This window comes from Pseudomonas citronellolis, assembly GCF_900112375.1.
Taxonomy (GTDB): Bacteria; Pseudomonadota; Gammaproteobacteria; order Pseudomonadales; family Pseudomonadaceae; genus Pseudomonas; species Pseudomonas citronellolis.
Genome location: NZ_FOLS01000046.1, coordinates 1 through 16,762 on the forward strand (window position 1 = coordinate 1; position 16,762 = coordinate 16,762).

General features: G+C 68.2%; 15 protein-coding genes. 8 read left to right on the forward strand and 7 right to left on the reverse strand.

The annotated features are described in order from the left end of the window. A partial coding sequence (locus BM060_RS29550; protein WP_143096583.1) for an integrase core domain-containing protein occupies positions 1–327 on the forward strand: 327 nt, incomplete at its 5' end. 329 nt (positions 328–656) lie between these two features. Here the strand turns inward: BM060_RS29550 and BM060_RS29555 are convergent. From BM060_RS29555 to BM060_RS29575, 5 genes are all read right to left on the reverse strand, one after another. Next, positions 657–1,622: a PDR/VanB family oxidoreductase gene (locus BM060_RS29555; protein ID WP_074985726.1), complete on the reverse strand. Its 966-nt coding sequence runs from the start codon at positions 1,620–1,622 to the stop codon at positions 657–659. 62 nt (positions 1,623–1,684) lie between these two features. Further along, entirely contained in the window at positions 1,685–3,133 is a 1,449-nt protein-coding gene (locus BM060_RS29560; RefSeq protein ID WP_074985729.1) for an NAD-dependent succinate-semialdehyde dehydrogenase, read from the reverse strand. Between the two features lie 52 nt (positions 3,134–3,185). Further along, entirely contained in the window at positions 3,186–4,307 is a 1,122-nt protein-coding gene (locus tag BM060_RS29565; protein ID WP_074985732.1) for an aromatic ring-hydroxylating oxygenase subunit alpha, read from the reverse strand. A gap of 137 nt (positions 4,308–4,444) precedes the next feature. Further along, positions 4,445–6,049, reverse strand: coding sequence for a BCCT family transporter (locus tag BM060_RS29570; RefSeq protein ID WP_074985734.1), 1,605 nt, complete (start codon positions 6,047–6,049; stop codon positions 4,445–4,447). Between the two features lie 252 nt (positions 6,050–6,301). Continuing rightward, positions 6,302–7,387, reverse strand: coding sequence for a tartrate dehydrogenase (locus tag BM060_RS29575; RefSeq protein ID WP_058490192.1), 1,086 nt, complete (start codon positions 7,385–7,387; stop codon positions 6,302–6,304). A 103-nt stretch (positions 7,388–7,490) separates the two neighbouring features. Between BM060_RS29575 and BM060_RS29580 the strand changes: the two genes are divergently transcribed. Then, positions 7,491–8,405, forward strand: a complete 915-nt coding sequence (locus tag BM060_RS29580) for a LysR substrate-binding domain-containing protein (RefSeq protein WP_074985737.1) — start codon at positions 7,491–7,493, stop codon at positions 8,403–8,405. 430 nt (positions 8,406–8,835) lie between these two features. Here the strand turns inward: BM060_RS29580 and ung are convergent, their stop codons facing one another. Further along, entirely contained in the window at positions 8,836–9,531 is a 696-nt protein-coding gene (ung, locus tag BM060_RS29585) for a uracil-DNA glycosylase (RefSeq protein WP_074985739.1), read from the reverse strand. Positions 9,532–9,602: 71 nt separating this feature from the next. On the opposite strand from ung, the gene BM060_RS29590 reads away from it, so the two are divergent. Beyond that, positions 9,603–10,472 carry an HDOD domain-containing protein gene (locus BM060_RS29590; protein ID WP_174672443.1) on the forward strand — a complete coding sequence of 290 codons (870 nt, stop codon included), beginning with the start codon at positions 9,603–9,605 and terminating at the stop codon, positions 10,470–10,472. Between the two features lie 3 nt (positions 10,473–10,475). Here BM060_RS29590 and BM060_RS29595 read toward each other — a convergent pair whose 3' ends face one another. After that, the gene (locus BM060_RS29595; protein ID WP_074985742.1) at positions 10,476–11,357 is read right to left on the reverse strand and encodes an AraC family transcriptional regulator; all 882 of its coding nucleotides are present in this window, start codon (positions 11,355–11,357) and stop codon (positions 10,476–10,478) included. Between the two features lie 141 nt (positions 11,358–11,498). Between BM060_RS29595 and BM060_RS29600 the strand changes: the two genes are divergently transcribed. The 5 genes from BM060_RS29600 (at position 11,499) to BM060_RS29620 (ending at position 16,703) form a co-directional block, all read left to right on the forward strand. After that, a complete protein-coding gene (locus tag BM060_RS29600; RefSeq protein WP_074985744.1) occupies positions 11,499–12,662 on the forward strand; it encodes an isobutyryl-CoA dehydrogenase in 1,164 nt (387 codons plus the stop codon). A gap of 321 nt (positions 12,663–12,983) precedes the next feature. Continuing rightward, a complete protein-coding gene (locus tag BM060_RS29605; protein ID WP_074985746.1) occupies positions 12,984–13,802 on the forward strand; it encodes an enoyl-CoA hydratase in 819 nt (272 codons plus the stop codon). A gap of 10 nt (positions 13,803–13,812) precedes the next feature. Continuing rightward, complete coding sequence (dspII, locus tag BM060_RS29610; RefSeq protein WP_074985749.1) at positions 13,813–14,916, forward strand: enoyl-CoA hydratase/isomerase DspII; 1,104 nt, start codon at positions 13,813–13,815, stop codon at positions 14,914–14,916. Between the two features lie 146 nt (positions 14,917–15,062). After that, complete coding sequence (gene mmsB / locus BM060_RS29615) at positions 15,063–15,953, forward strand: 3-hydroxyisobutyrate dehydrogenase (protein WP_074985752.1); 891 nt, start codon at positions 15,063–15,065, stop codon at positions 15,951–15,953. A gap of 108 nt (positions 15,954–16,061) precedes the next feature. Then, positions 16,062–16,703: an NAD(P)-dependent oxidoreductase gene (locus BM060_RS29620; protein WP_074985755.1), complete on the forward strand. Its 642-nt coding sequence runs from the start codon at positions 16,062–16,064 to the stop codon at positions 16,701–16,703. The last annotated feature ends 59 nt before the right edge of the window (positions 16,704–16,762 follow it).

Genomic DNA, 16,762 nt, shown 5'->3' on the forward strand with positions numbered 1-16,762 from the left:
CTGGTCGTGCACTCGGATCGTGGTAGCCAGTACGCCAGCGAGGTTTATCGCGCGCTGCTCAAGCGGCATGGCCTGGTCTTGAGCATGAGCCGCAAGGGAAATTGCTGGGACAACGCGGTCATGGAACGCTTCTTCCTGAACCTGAAAATGGAGCGGGTCTGGCAACGTGACTACGCCAACCATGCTGAGGCTATGACCGACATTGCCGACTACATCGTCGGCTTCTACAACAACGTGCGCCTGCACTCCAGCCTAGGCTATCTGCCACCCACCCGCTACGAGCGCAGGCCACCCAGACAACCTATCGAAGTGTCCGAAATTATTTGACCACCACAGAGCGCCCTCTCCCCAACCCTCTCCCGCAAGCGGGAGAGGGGGCTGTTCGGAGCGAGCGGGGAATTTGGAGTCATCCTGAAACTCCTTACTATCCTCGTCATTCCCGCGAACGCGGGAACCCAGTGACGGATGGCTGGGTTCGCGAGCAAGCTCGCTCCTACGAAGAGCACCTCGGCGCAGCCGTCAGGACAGGGTGTGAGGCCAACCCGTAGGAGCGGATCTCATCCGCGAATCGCGCCGATACCTCCGGCTAACCACCTGTAGGAGCGGGCCCTGCCCGCGATTCGCGCGCAACGCGCGCGCCCACGAGCGCATCGGTGTCAGAGATCGATCACCAGCCGCGCCGTGCGGGCGCGCGATACGCAGAGCATCAGGCTCTGCTGCGAAGCCTTTTCCGCGTCGCTCAGGTACTGGTCGAAATGCTCCGCCTCGCCTTCGAGGATGGCCGTCTCGCAGGTGCCGCAGACGCCCTCGCGGCACAGGCACTCGACCTTGGCCGCCTTCACGTTCTCGATGGCCTGGAGGATGGTCATGCCCTCCTCCACCCGCAGTTCGCGGCCGGAGCGGGCCAGCACCACGGTGAAGGCGGCGCCTTCGGCCGGGGCGGCGGCGAACTGTTCCCAGTGCACGCGCTCGTCCGCGATGCCGGCTGCCTTGGCGCCTTCGATCACCGCGTCGATCAGCGGCTTGGGCCCGCACACGTACACATGGGCATCCCCGGCCAGGCCGGCGAACAGCGCCGCCAGGTCGAGCTTGCGCCCCAGGCTGTCGATGTAGAAGCGCACTTGCCCGGCGTGCGGGCCCTGCTCCAGTTCGGCCTGGAACGCGCCGTGCTCCGGGCTGCGGAAGGCGTAGTGCAGCTCGTAGGGCGTGTCGCCGCCCTCCAGATCGTGCAAGTGGGCGAGGAACGGGGTGATGCCGATGCCGCCGGCGATCAGCACGTGGCGCCCGGCGCTCGGGTCCAGGGCGAACAGGTTGTTCGGCGTGGAAATGCTCAGCCGGGTGCCGACTTCCACTTGCTGGTGCATGAAAGCCGAGCCGCCCCTGGACTGCTCTTCCAGGCGCACGCCGATCTGGTAGTGGCTGAGGTCGCGCGGGTCGCTCATCAGCGAGTAGGCGTTGCTGAAACTGCCACCGTCGGCATCCCGCACGATCACATGACTGCCGCCGCTGAACGCCGGCAGCGGCTGGCCGTCCTCGCGCACCAGGGTGAAGCGCTTGATCAGCGGCGTCGCCTGTTCCACCGCGCTGACGCGGACGCTGAACATCTCGTATTTGTTGGCCATCATTCACCTCGACTGCATGGGCGAGCGGCAGGCCCTGCCGCTCGCCGTGACCTCTCCCCCGCTCAGACGGCGAGGCACAGGTACTTGATTTCCAGATAGTCCTCGATGCCGTACTTGGAGCCCTCGCGGCCCAGGCCGGACTGCTTCACCCCGCCGAACGGCGCCACCTCGTTGGAGATCAGCCCGGTGTTGATGCCGACCATGCCGTATTCGAGGCGCTCGGCCACCTTGAACACGCGGCCGACGTCGCGGCTGTAGAAGTAGGCGGCCAGGCCGTACTGGGTGGCGTTGGCCAGCGCGATCACCTCGGCGTCGCTGGAGAAGCGCACCAGCGCCGCCACCGGGCCGAAGATTTCCTCCTCCAGCAGCGCCATGCCCGGGCGGATGCCGGCCAGCACCGTGGGCTCGAAGAAGCCGCCGCCCAGTTCGTGGCTGCGGCCGCCCAGCACCAGCTCGGCGCCCTTGCCGACGGCGTCGTCGATCAGGCTACGCACCTTGGCCACCGCCTTGTCGCTGATCAGCGGGCCGACCTGGGTGCCCTCGACGCTGCCGTGGCCGACCTTCAGCCCGCGCACGCGCTCGACGAAGCGGGCGGTGAAGCGCTCGTACACCGCGTCGTGCACGTAGAAGCGGTTGACGCACACGCAGGTCTGCCCGGCGTTGCGGTACTTGGCGATCAGCGCGCCTTCCACCGCCGCGTCGATGTCGGCGTCGTCGAAGACGATGAAGGGCGCGTTGCCGCCCAGCTCCAGGGAGACCTTCTTGATGGTCTCGGCGCACTGGCCCATCAGCAGGCGGCCCACCGGGGTGGAGCCGGTGAAGGTCAGCTTGCGCACCAGCGGGTGGCCGGTGAGCTGCGCGCCTATGGCCACGGCATCGCCGGTGACGATGTTCAGCAGCCCCGCCGGCAGCCCGGCGCGCTCGGCCAGTTCGGCCAGCGCCAGGGCGCTGAACGGCGTCTCGTTGGCCGGCTTGAGCACCACGCTGCAGCCGGCGGCCAGGGCCGGGGCGACCTTGCGGGTGATCATCGCCGCCGGGAAGTTCCACGGGGTGATGGCCGCGCATACGCCGATGCCCTGCTTGATCACCAGCAGGCGCTTGTCGTTGCTCGGGCTGGGGATGACGTCGCCGTAGATGCGCTTGCCTTCCTCGGCGAACCACTCGACGAAGGAGGCGGCGTAGCGGATTTCGCCCAGGGCCTCGTGTAGCGGCTTGCCCTGCTCGAAGGTCATCAGCCGGGCCAGGTCGTCTTCATGCTCCAGCAGCAGCTCGAACCAGCGGCGCAGCACCTGGGCGCGCTCCTTCGCGGTCTTCGCGCGCCAGCCTTCCAGGGCGGCGTCGGCGGCCTCGATGGCGCGAATGGTCTCGGCGCCGCCCATCAGCGGCACCTGGCCGAGCAGCTCGCCGCTGGCCGGGTCGGTCACCACGACGCTGCGGCCGTCGTCGGCGTCGCACCAGGCGCCGGCGATGTAGGCCTGCTGGCGGAACAGTTTCGAATCGTTGAGTTTCACGCAAGTCTCTCCAGGCAGCGCCGCCGGTCACGCGGGCCGGCGGCGCTGGCCATCAGTCTTCCAGGTGGGCGACGGCGATCAGGTTGTGGAAGTGGGCGATGCCGTGCTCGCTGATGCCGCTGCGCTGCTTGTCCACCATGATCCGGCCCTGGCCGCGGTAGCCGCGGGACTTCAGGCCCTTCTGCACGCTTTCCACCAGGCGCAGGTCCTCGGGGCGGAACACGTCGCGGTACCACTCCACCAGCACCTTCTGCTCCTCGGTCAGTTCCTTGTCGAGGAAGTAGATGTCGTAGTGCTGCAGGGTGGTCTCGGCGTCCACCGGGAACTCGTAGATCACGGTCATGAAGTTGGCGCCCGGCGGCACGTTGAACATGGTGCACGGCCAGGCCCAGAAGCCGGCGAAGGACGGATCGCTGACCGATTCGTCGACCTTGAACGACTGCTCCGAGGACTTGGCGATGCCGTACTGCAGGCTCCAGTTGCCGTGCAGGGTGTGGCCGTACTGGCCGACGTCCACCGAGTCGGCGAAGCTCGGGTGCGCCGGGCCGCAGTGGTAACACTCCAGGTAGTTGTCGACGATGGACTTCCAGTTGGCCGGGGTGCTGGTGACGAAACGCGCCGCCAGCTGCAGGTCGTCGATCACCGCGCAGGCCTGGCGCATGCGCGCCTGCAGGCCCGGCAGCTGGTCTTCGACGCTGCCGGCGTCGTTGTCCATGTTGATGAAGATGAAGCCGGCGTATTCCTCCACGCGCAGCGGCACCAGGCCGTAGTCGCCCTTGTCGAAGCCCTGCACGGCGTCGCAGTTGCGCACGTGGGTCAGCTCGCCGTCGAGCTTGAAGGTCCAGGCGTGGTACGGGCAGGCGATGACGTTCTTGGCCTTGCCGCTGCCTTCCAGCAGCTGGTGGCCGCGGTGCGGGCAGACGTTGTAGAAGGCCCGCAGCACGCCGTCGCGGCCGCGCACCACGATGATGCTTTCGCCGATCACTTCGCGGGTGATGTAGGCGTTGTTCTCCGCCACTTCGCTGCGGTGCCCCACGCAGATCCAGCTGCGGGCGAAGATGTTTTCCTTCTCGTGCTCGTACACCGCCTTGCTGGTGTAGAAGTGCGCGGGGATGGTGAAGGCTTCTTCGTGGTTGGCGCAGAAATCGGCTGGCAGGCGCTGGAAGTCGTTCATCGGTTGGTCTCCGGTTTCAGGCACGGGCGTCGCCGTGCTTTTTACTTATTGGTTAACGGATATCTGTTGGTTAACAAACCGGGCAAAAAAATTTGCCGCGGGGTGCCCGCCTCCACCCGGGAGGCGGGCCGTATCGCTTACTGCGCGGGCGCCGCGGCGGCCACCGGCTGCGGCTCTGCATGGGGCTCCTCGCCGGCCAGGCGGGTGGCCTCTTCCTCGATCAGGTGCGCCGGCATCGAGCCGTAGTCCTGCACCATCCACTTGAGGAAGCCGTAGATCTTCACCAGCAGGATCGCCATGAACGGGATGGCGGTGAGCACCACCGCGGTCTTCATGGTCGACAGCGAGGCCTTGGCGAACAGCATGGCCAGCGGCACCAGAGTCAGGGTCACGCACCAGAACAGCCGGTGGGTCGGCGTCGGGTCGTCGCCTTCCTGCAGGTTGCGGGTGCTGGTGGCGGCCACCGCGTAGGCCGCGGCGTCCATGTGCGAGGCGCAGAACACCGCCATGATGAACAGGTACACGGCGAGGAACGCCTTGCCCATCGGCAGGGCCGCCAGCAGCGCTTCCACCGCGCTCTCGCCGCCGTGCTCGCTGAGGATCTTCGGCACGTCGATGGCGCCGCTGATGAACTGGTGCATGCTGTAGCTTTCCAGCGCGCCGAAGAAGAACCAGCAACCGAAGCTACCGCCCATCAGCAGGGCGAACACCACTTCCCTGATCTGCCGGCCGCGCGACACGCGGGTCACGAACATGGCCACGCCGGGCGCGTAGGACACCCACCAGAGCCAGTAGAACACCGTCCAGTTGCGGGTGAAGGCGCCGTCCCCGGCCGGGTCGGTGAACAGGCTCATGTGCACGTAGTTCTGGATCATCAGGCCCACGGCGTTGGCCGTGTTGTTGATGGTGAACTGCGTCGGGCCGACCAGCAGCACCACCGCGGCGAACACCAGGGCGCCGTAGCAGACCATCTTGCTCAGGTGCTGCAGGCCGCCGTCGATGCCGATGTAGGAGCTGAGCGAAAAGAGCACGGCGATCACGCCGATGACCATCAGCTGCACCATGAAGGTGTCCGGCGTGCCGACCAGGCCGGAGAGGCCGCGGGTCAGGGTCGAGGCGGTCAGCGCCAGGGACACGGTGAGCGCGCCCATCATGGTCAGCAGGAAGATCAGGTCCACCGCGCGGCCGACCGGGCCGGTGGCCTTGAAGCCGGTGACGGCTTCGACGATGGAGGCCAGGTTCAGGCCGCTCTTCTTGCGCACGTGGAAGTGGTAGGCCATGGCCAGCGAGGCCAGGGCGTAGATCGACCAGGCGCTGATGCCCCAGTGGAAGAACGAGTAGCTGACGCTGTATTCCAGCGCCTGGGCCGACTCGGGAACCATGTTCAGGCCGGGGGTCTGGTAGTAGTAGGCCCACTCCATCACGCCCCAGTACAGGGTCGAGGAACCCATGCCGGCGCAGATGAACATGAACACCCAGGTGGCGGTGGAATACTCCGGCTTGCCACTGCCCAGGCGGATGTGGCCGTACTTGCTGAAGGCCAGGTACAGCACCACCAGGGAGCTGGAGAACACCAGCAGCTGCACGCTGGTGCCGAAGGTGCGGGTGGAGAGTTCGAACAGGGTGTTGGCCAGCTGCCCGGACTGTTCCGGGAACGCGGCCAGGCCGACCACGGTGAGCAGCACGGCGACGAGGCTTACGGTAATCAGGAACACATCAATCTTTTTGTTCTTGTGCGACATCAATCGACTCCTGGAGCTATGGAAGTCTCCCCGCCCGCGGGTAGGCAAATCCCGTCTGTGGGTGGGAAGGGTTGTTTCGTTCGGCTGTGCTTGCTTTTCCTTCTGTAAACCTTAAGTTAACCAAAACCCAATGGTTAACATTGTGCCCGCAACGCTTTCTCCCTGCAAGCCTGAAGCGCAGGTCTCATGGGGCTTTCCGGATGATTGGCGGCCCGCTGCGCCTTCCCGTTGCGCAGCGGGCCGCCGGGTAACTCAGCCGGCGACGCGCGCGGCGATGGCCTCGCCCACTTCCTGGGTGGAACGCTGGCCGCCCATGTCGCGGGTCACCTCGCCTTCGGCGATGACCTGCTCGATGGCCGCGAGGATGTCGTCATGAGCGGCGCGGTAGCGCGCATCGCCCTGGCCGAGGAAGTCCAGCATCAGCGCGCCGGACCAGATCATGGCGATGGGGTTGGCGATGTTCTTGCCGTAGATGTCCGGCGCCGAGCCGTGCACCGGCTCGAACAGCGAGGGGAACTTGCGCTCGGGGTTGAGGTTGGCCGAGGGCGCGATGCCGATGGTGCCGGCGCAGGCCGGGCCGAGGTCGGAGAGGATGTCGCCGAACAGGTTGGAGGCCACCACCACGTCGAAGCGCTCCGGCTGCAGCACGAAGCGCGCGCAGAGGATGTCGATGTGCTGCTTGTCCCAGGTGATCTGCGGGTAGTTGGCGGCCATGGCCTCGGTGCGCTCGTCCCAGTAGGGCATGCTCACGGCCATGCCGTTGGACTTGGTGGCCGAGGTCAGGCGCTTGCGCTCGCGGCTCTGGGCCAGGTCGAAGGCGTACTTGAGGATGCGGTCGACGCCGCGGCGGGTGAACACCGATTCCTGCAGCACGAACTCGTTCTCGGTGCCTTCGAACATGCGCCCGCCCAGGGACGAGTACTCTCCCTCGGTGTTCTCGCGGATCACCACGAAGTCGATGTCGCCGGGCTGCTTGTTGGCCAGCGGGCACGGCACGCCGGGGAACAGGCGCACCGGGCGGATGTTCACGTACTGGTCGAACTCGCGGCGGAACTTCAGCAGCGAGCCCCACAGGGAGATGTGGTCGGGCACCTTGTCCGGCCAGCCGACGGCGCCGAAGTACAGGGCGTCGAAGCCCTGCAGCTGCTGGAACCAGTCGTCGGGCATCATCTTGCCGTGCTGCAGGTAGTAATCGCAGCTGGCCCACTCGAAGTGCTCGAACTCCAGCGCCAGGCCGTGTTTGGCGGCCGCCGCCTGGACGACGCGCAGGCCTTCGGGGAGGACTTCGTTGCCGATGCCGTCGCCGGCGATGGCGGCGATGCGATAGGTCTTGCTCATGCTGGGCACACTCTTGTGGCTGTAGGGCTTGTCGTGCCGACCATGCTATAAGCGCCATTCGAAAACATAATCCCGCTTTCCATGGATTCTTAAGACACGAATCGTGAACAATCTGCCGAACCTGGAAGACCTCGCCGTCTTCGTCCAGGTCGCCAAGCGCGCGAGCTTCGCCGCCGCCGCCAGCGAGCTGGGCATGTCCACCGCCTTCATCAGCAAGCGCATCCGCCTGCTCGAGCAGAACCTCGGCGTGCGCCTGCTGCACCGCACCACCCGGCGGGTGTCGGTGAGCGAGGACGGCGAACGGGTGTACCACTGGGCGCTGCGCATCCTCGATTCGGTGCAGCGCATGGGCGACGAGGTCTCGGCGCTGCACCGCGAGCCCAGCGGCCAGCTGCGCATCGCCAGCAGCCTGGGCCTGGGCCGGCGCTTCGTGGCCCCGGCGCTGTCGGAGCTGGCGGCGCGCTACCCGCAGCTGGACATCCGCCTGGACGTCCACGACCGCCTGGTGGACCTGGTGGCCGAGGGCGTGGACCTGGACATCCGCGTGGGCAACGAGATCGCCGCCAACCTCATCGCCAAGCCCCTGGCGAAGAACCGCCGGGTGCTCTGCGCGGCGCCGGCCTACCTGGAACGCCGCGGCACCCCGCGCAGCCTGGCCGAGCTGACCAGCCACGACTGCCTGGTGATCAAGGAGCGCGACCACCCCTTCGGCGTCTGGCACCTGGAGGGGCCCAGCGGCGAGGAGAACGTGAAGGTCACCGGTCCGCTGTCATCCAACCACGGCGAAGTGGTGCACCAGTGGTGCCTGGACGGCCGCGGCATCCTCCTGCGCTCCTGGTGGGACGTGCACGACAGCCTGGCCGACGGCCGCCTGGTGCAGGTGCTGCCGGAATACCAGCAGCAGGCGGACATCTGGGCGGTGCACGCCGCGCCCCTGGCCAGCTCGGCCAGGGTGCGGGTGGCAGTGGAATTCTTCCGCCAGTATTTCGCCGAGCGCTACACGCTGCCGGACAGTTGAGCAGAGAAGGCTGAAGGCTGAAGGCTTTTCGTAGGAGCGAGCTTGCTCGCGAACGGTGTTCACCGCTGGCAGTTGCGGTGATGGGTATCGCTTCGCTCAACACCATCCTACGGGTCTTGTGCTTACCGGAGGGGGTAGGAGCGGACTCCGTCCGCGATTGTGCTCCCCGTCGGCAATGGTGTTTCGGGTTGCCTCCTTACCCTCACCCCAGCCCTCTCCCAGAGGGAGAGGGGGCTGTCCTGAGCGGAGTGGAAGTCAGGCTTCATCCTGATAGTTCCGCTTGCCTGCAGCTGCGTATCAGGATGACGCCGAACTCAACGACCGCACCATACGGCCCCCTCTCCCTTCAGGGCGGGGCGCGCAGCCGAGGGCTGGGGAGAGGGCCCGCGGTCACGCCTCGCTCAAAAACAACCGGCGTGCACCGCCCTCCTCAAACCTCCGGCAACGCCCAATCGATCGGCGTCTTGCCATTCTGCTCGAGGAACTTGTTGGTCCGGCTGAAATGCCCGTTGCCGAGGAAGCCACGGTAGGCCGACAACGGCGACGGATGGGCGGACTTGAGGATCAGGTGCTTGCGCGGGTCGATCAGCTTCTGCTTGCTCTGCGCGTGGGAGCCCCAGAGCAGGAAGACCACGCCGTCGCAGCGCTCGTTGACCACCTCGATCACCCGGTCGGTGAACTGCTGCCAGCCGGCCTGGGCGTGGGAGCCGGCGCGGGCCTGCTCCACCGTCAGCGAGGTGTTGAGCAGCAGCACGCCCTGCTCCGCCCAGTGCTGCAGGTAGCCGTGGCTGGGAATGGGGACGTTCAGGTCGCGCTGCAGCTCCTTGTAGATGTTCTGCAGCGACGGCGGCGCCGGCACCCCCGGCTGCACCGAGAAGCACAGGCCGTGGGCCTGGCCGGGACCGTGGTAGGGGTCCTGGCCGATGATCACCACCTTCACCTTGTCCAGCGGCGTGGAGTCGAGGGCGTTGAAGATCAGCGGGCCCGGCGGGTAGATCACCTTGCCGGCGGCCTTCTCCTTGCGCAGGAATTCGCCCAGCTCGCGCATGTACGGCTTGTCGAACTCCTCGCGCAGGGCACTCTTCCAGCTCTCTTCCAGTTTGATACGATCGTCGGTCTCGGTCATGGGACACCTGATGGAACATGGCCGCCGCACCCTAAGAAAAGCTCCCGCCCCTTGTCAATGCGGCAAAGTCCATGGATCCCTCGGAAAGCTCTCCTGCCATCCCCCCTGCCGACGCCGTGCGCTTCGCGCTGTACAACCGTTTCCTCAAGGGCGAGGCCAAGGTGCCGCAGATGCCCGAGTCGCACCTGCGCGTGCGCCGCCTGCTGGGCGATGCGCGTACTTCGCTGGAGCAACTGGCGCGGGTGATCAACGCCGACCCGCCGCTGGCCGCCTACCTCATGCAGTTCGCCGAGAGCCCGCTGCTGCGCGGCGCACGCCCCTGCGCCTCGCTGCGCGACGTTTTGGCGCGCCTGGGCACGCGGCGCCTGGGCAACCTGGTGCTGGGCTTCTCCCTGCGCAACCTCTACATCGGCAAGGAACGCATCCTCCAGCAGATGTTCCGCGCGCGCTGGAACGCCGCCCGCGAGCGCGCCGCCTACAGCGCCCTGCTCGCCCAGCACAGCCAGGTGGCCGAGGCCGACGACGCCATCCTCGGCGGCCTGCTGCAGGACGTCGGCAGCCTGCCGCTGCTGGCCGAGCTGGAGCGCTGGCCGCAGTACCCGCGCGACGCCGAGTCGCTGCAGCGCCTGTGCGAGCAGCTGTCCGGCGACATCGGCGTGGTCATCATGACCGTCTGGAAGCTGCCCACCCTGACCATCGAATGCGCCCGCCAGCGCAGCCGCTGGGAGCGCGAGCACGACGGCGCGGCCGACCTCGCCGACCTGGTGCAGGTGGCCGAGCAACTGCGCAATCCGGCCCTGGCCGGCGACGCCCTGGCCGAGCTGCCGGCCTTCCGCCGCCTGGCGCAGAACTGCCCGGCGCTGCAACAGCCCATCCCGCAGCTGCGCACGCAGTTGAACGAAGAAGTGAAGCTCTGGCAGCGCCTGCTCGCCGGCCGCTGAGCCTCAGCCCTGGTGCAGCGCCCGGTAGTGGCTGGGCGCCATCCCCACCACCCGCTTGAACAGCCGCGAGAAGTAATAGGCATCGGCATAGCCGAGCTGCTCGGCCACCTGGCGCACCTCCAGGTGGCCCTGGTCGAGCAGGCGGCAGGCATGGGTCATCTTCAGCCGGATGAAGTCCTGGATCGGCGCCTGGCCGGTCAGGACGCGGTAGGTCTTGGCGAAGTGGAAGCGCGACAGGCGGAACTGCGCGGCCAGCTCGTCGAGGTTGAGGCTGCTGTCCAGGTGCTCGCGCATCAGCGCCTGCACCGCCTCGATGTCCAGCACCGCGCCGGACTTCAGCCGGGCGCGCACCGGGCGCAGCGCCAGGGAGGTCAGCAGGGCCTGCAGCAGGTGCGCGGCATGGATGAAGTGCGGCAGGCTCAGGCCCTGGCGGCGCAGCGCCAGCAACGCGTCGAACTCCCCGCGCAGGCGCGGCTGCACGCCCACCCGCAGGCGCGGCGAGGAGCCCAGCGGGCGCAGGAACTCCTCGGCCAGGGCGCCGTCCAGGTGCACCCAGTAGATCGACCAGGGCCGCCCGGGCGCGGCGCCATAGGCGTGGGCCAGGCCCTTGGGCAGCACCAGCAGGTCGCCAGCCAGCACCTCGAATCGTCCATCCGCGCAGGTCAGCCAGCCCTCCCCCGCGTTGCAGTAGATCAGCAGGTGGTCGTCCGGCGCCTGGCGCTCCATGCGGTGCCCGGCGGCGGCCGGGTAATAGCCCAGCGCCAGCGGGTAGCAGGCCTGGCCCAGCGGGTGCCGGGCCAGGGCGCGGCGCAGGCGCGGCGGGGTGATGAAGCGGACGCCCTGCTGCGGCAGGGGCCAGGCCGAGAGAAGCGGGCTGCCGGACATGCAAAGGGATACCCAGGGAAGTCGATCCAGTGCCAAGATCGTCCATCCCCGAGGCAAGATCGTCAATCCACAGCGGGGCCCGCCTCGCGCTATAACCGTGGCAGGCTGTCCCACTCCACAAGAACAAACCGAGGAAGCTCCATGGAATTCGATCTCAGCGAAGAACAGCGCCTGCTGGTGGAAAGCGCCAAAGCCTTCGCCCGCCACGAACTGGCGCCGCACGCCGCGGACTGGGACCGCGAGCACCACTTCCCGGTCGACGTTATCCGCCGCGCCGCCGAGCAGGGCTACCTCGGCCTCTACATCGCCGAAGACGACGGCGGCCTGGGCCTGTCGCGGCTGTCCGCGTCGCTGATCTTCGAGCAACTGGCCGCCGGCTGCGTGGCCACCACCGCCTACATCACCATCCACAACATGGCCGCCTGGATGCTCGCCAGCTTCGGCGACGCCGCACTCAAGGAGCAATGGCTGCCCGGGCTGATCGGCGGCGAGTCGCTGGCCTCCTACTGCCTCACCGAGCCGGACGCCGGCTCCGACGCCGCGCACCTGCGCACCCGCGCCCGCCGCGACGGCGAGGAATACGTGCTGGACGGCGCCAAGACCTTCATCTCCGGCGCTGGCAGCACCGACGTGCTGATCGTCATGGCGCGCACCGGCGCGGACGGCGCCAAGGGCATCTCCTGCTTCCTGGTGCCGGCCAACGCCGAGGGCATCCGCTACGGCCGCAACGAGGACAAGATGGGCTGGAAGGCCCAGCCCACCCGCACCATCACCTTCGAGGGCGTGCGCATCCCGGCGGGCAACCGCATCGGCCCGGAAGGCCAGGGCTTCGTCTACGCCATGAAGGGCCTGGACGGCGGCCGCCTGAACATCGCCAGCTGCTCCCTGGGCGCGGCCCAGGCGGCGCTGGAGCAGTCGCTGCGCTATGTCGAGGAACGCAAGCAGTTCGGCAAGGCCCTGGCCGAGTTCCAGGCCCTGCAGTTCAAGCTGGCCGACATGCTCACCGACCTCACCGCCAGCCGCCAGATGGTGCGCCTGGCCGCGCACAAGCTGGACCACAAGGACGCCGAGGCGACGCTGTACTGCGCCATGGCCAAGCGCTTCGCCACCGACCGCTGCTTCGCCCTGTGCAACGAGGCCCTGCAGTTGCACGGCGGCTACGGCTACCTCAACGACTACCCGCTGGAGCGCTGGGTGCGCGACAGCCGCGTGCACCAGATCCTCGAAGGCACCAACGAAATCATGCGGGTGATAGTCGCGCGCCGCCTGCTGGACCAGGGCGGCATGCTCGACCGCCTGCTGTAGCGCCTTTGATCTTCGTAGGAGCGAGCTTGCTCGCGAACCTGTCGCAATTGTTCGCGAGCAAGCTCGCTCCTACGAAAAGCGGAAAGCGGAAAGCACGAAGCCCCGTAGGATGGGTTGAGCGAAGCGATACCCATCACCCTGCCCAACACGCAGGCTCAATCCATCCTACGAGGAGCGAGCGCCGCGCAGAAAGATGGAAAAAACGCCCGCCCAGGCGGTCCAATCCGAACGCAACGGACATGGACGCCCGGGCCCGGGCCCCCTAGAGTCCCCGCATACCCCGGCGCCGGCCCCGGCCCGCGCCCTGCCAAGGAGAACCCCATGAGCACCGCAGTCGAACCCTACAAGCCCGGCCACTTCGACCTGACCCACAAGCTCACCGTGGAGAAGCACGGCCACACCGCGCTGGTCACCATCAACCACCCGCCGGCCAACACCTGGGACCGCGACTCGCTGATCGGCCTGCGCCAGCTCATCGAGCACCTCAACCGCGACGACGACATCTACGCCCTGGTGATCACCGGCCAGGGGCCGAAGTTCTTCTCCGCCGGCGCCGACCTGAACATGTTCGCCGACGGCGACAAGGCCCGCGCCCGCGAGATGGCCCGGCGCTTCGGCGAAGCCTTCGAGGCGCTGCGCGACTTCCGCGGCGTGTCCATCGCCGCGATCAACGGCTACGCCATGGGCGGCGGCCTGGAATGCGCCCTGGCCTGCGACATCCGCATCGCCGAGCGCCACGCGCAGATGGCCCTGCCCGAAGCCGCGGTGGGCCTGCTGCCGTGCGCCGGCGGCACCCAGGCGCTGGCCTGGCTGGTCGGCGAAGGCTGGGCCAAGCGCATGATCCTCTGCGGCGAGCGGGTGGACGCCGAGACCGCCCAGCGCATCGGCCTGGTCGAGCAGGTGGTGGACAGCGGCGAGGCCCGCGGCACCGCCCTGCTGCTGGCGACCAAGGTGGCGCGGCAGAGCCCGGTGGCGGTGCGCACCATCAAGCCGCTGATCCAGGGCGCCCGCGAGCGCGGCCCGAACACCTGGCTGCCGGAGGAGCGCGAGCGCTTCGTCGACCTGTTCGACGCCGACGACACCCGCGAGGGCGTCAACGCCTTCCTGGAGAAACGCGAACCGAACTGGCGCAACAAGTAAGGATGACCCGATGAATGTACTTTTCGAGGAACGCCACGGCCTGCACGGCTTCCGCATCGGCATAGCGACCCTGGATGCGGAAAAGAGCCTCAACGCCCTCAGCCTGCCGATGATCGAGGCGCTGCTGCAGCGCCTGCAGATCTGGCGCGACGACCCGCACATCGCCTGTGTGCTGCTGCGCGGCGCCGGCACCAAGGCCTTCTGCGCCGGCGGTGACGTGCGCAAGCTGGTCGACGCCTGCCGCGAACACCCCGGCGAGGTGCCGGAACTGGCGCGGCGCTTCTTCGCCGACGAATACCGCCTCGACCACCTCATCCACAGCTACGGCAAGCCGCTGCTGTGCTGGGCCCACGGCTACGTGATGGGCGGCGGCATGGGCCTGATGCAGGGCGCCGGGGTGCGCATCGTCACCCCGTCCAGCCGCCTGGCCATGCCGGAGGTGAGCATCGGCCTGTACCCGGACGTCGGCGCCAGCTGGTTCCTCGCCCGCCTGCCGGGACGCCTGGGCCTGTTCCTGGGCCTGGGCGCCACCCAGATGAACGCCCGCGACGCGCTGGACCTGGACCTGGCCGACCGCTTCCTGCTGGACAACCAGCAGGAAGACCTGATCACCGGGCTGATCCAGCTGAACTGGCGCGAACAGCCCGAGGTGCAGCTGCACAGCCTGCTCCGCGCCCTGGAGCACGAGGCCCGCGGCGAACTGCCCGAGGCCCAGCTGCTGCCGCGCCGCGAGCGCCTGGACCAGCTGCTCGACGTGGCCGACGCCAACGACGCCTGGCAGGCCCTGGCCGCCCTGCAGAACGACGCCGACGCGTTGCTGGCCAAGGCCGCGCGGACCCTGGCCAGCGGCTGCCCGCTGACCGCCCGGCTGGTCTGGGAGCAGATCCGCCGCGCGCGCCATTCGTCGCTCGCCGAGGTGTTCCGCATGGAATACGCCATGAGCCTGAACTGCTGCCGCCACCCGGAATTCCCGGAGGGCGTGCGCGCCCGGCTGATCGACAAGGACAACACGCCGCACTGGCACTGGCCACAGATCGCTGCCATACCTGAGGCAGTGGTGGACGCGCATTTCGAGGCGACCTGGGAGGGCGCGCACCCGCTGGCGGACCTGTAGCCCCGCCCCCTCCCCCGTAGGAGCGAGCTTGCTCGCGAACGCTTTTCACCGGCAGCCCCGGCGTGAGGCGGGTTCGCGAGCAAGCTCGCTCCTACGCAAAGACGTGCTTCGTGGCGTTCACCCCTGGCAACCAGAGGAGAACGCGGATGAAACAGATAGCCTTCATCGGCCTCGGCCACATGGGCGCGCCCATGGCCGCCAACCTGCTCAAGGCCGGTTACCTGCTGCGGGTCTTCGACCTGGTGCAGAGCGCCGTCGACGGCCTGGTGCCGCTGGGCGCCAGCGCCGCGCGCAGCGCCCACGACGCGGTGGACGGCGTCGATGTGGTGATCACCATGCTGCCGGCCAGCCAGCACGTCGAGGGGCTCTACCTCGGCGAGCAGGGCCTGCTGCAGCACATCGCCCCCGGCACCCTGGTGCTGGAATGCTCCACCATCGCCCCGGCCTCGGCGCGCAAGGTCCACCATGCGGCGGCGGAACGCCGGATTCCCATGCTCGACGCGCCGGTCTCCGGCGGCGTCGGCGGCGCCGTCGCCGGTACCCTCACCTTCATGGTCGGCGGCGACGCCCAGGTGTTGGAGAAGGCCAAGCCGATCTTCTCCGCCATGGGCCGCAACATCTTCCACGCCGGCAGCGACGGCGCCGGGCAGGTGGCCAAGGTGTGCAACAACCAGCTGCTGGCCATCCTCATGATCGGCACCGCCGAATCCCTGGCCCTGGGCGTGGCCAACGGCCTGGACCCGCTGGTGCTGTCCGAGATCATGCGGCGCAGCTCCGGCGGCAACTGGGCGCTGGAGGTCTACAACCCCTGGCCCGGGGTGATGGAGAACGCCCCGGCCTCGCGCGGCTACGAGGGCGGCTTCCTCAGCGCGCTGATGGCCAAGGACCTCGGCCTGGCCCAGGAGGCCGCGCAGCTCACCGGCAACAGCACGCCGCTGGGCAGCCTGGCCACCAGCCTCTACCGCCTGCTGCTCAAGCAGGGCTTCGGCGACAAGGACTTCTCGGTGGTGCAGAAGCTGTTCGACCAGGGATTGTGAAGCACAGCTTACGAGTGCATGGCGACCCGGCCGGTTTTTCCCGCGCAGGGCGTGGCCGATCATGGGCGCCATTCCGCCGTGCTACGGCCTTTGCCCTGGAGCTTAACGATGAAAATCGCCCTGATCGGTGCCACCGGCCATGTCGGCCATTATTTCCTGGAAGAAGCGCTGCGCCGCGGCCTGCTGGTGACGGCGCTGGTCCGCGACCCGGCCAAGCTGGCCGACCGCGCCGGCCTCACCGTCGTGCGCGCCGACGTCTACGACGCCGCGCAGGTGGCCAAGGCGGTTGCCGGCCATGACGTGGTCATCAGCGCCTTCAACGCCGGCTGGGGCAACCCGGACATCCGCGCCGCCCACGCCCGCGGCAGCCAGGCCATCCTCGACGGCGCCAAGGCCGCCGGGGTGAAGCGCCTGCTGGTGCTCGGCGGCGCCGGCAGCCTGGAAATCGCCCCCGGCCAGCGCCTGGTGGACAGCCCGGAATTCCCGGAAGCCTGGAAACAGGGCGCCCTGGGCGCCGCCGACGCCCTCGACCAACTGCGCGGCGAAAAGGACCTGGACTGGGCCTTCCTCAGCCCGGCCATGCTCCTCGAAGGCGAACAGCGCACCGGCAGCTTCCGCATCGGCGGCGACCAGGTGCTGTTCGACGCCAAAGGCGAAAGCCGCATCTCCCTCCCCGACCTGGCCGTGGCCATGCTCGGCGAAGCGGAACGCCCCACCCACCACCGCCAGCGTTTCACCGTGGCCTATTGACCGGAACACCGTAGGAGCGGGCCCTGCCCGCGATTTCGCGCGCAGGGCGCGCTCCTACA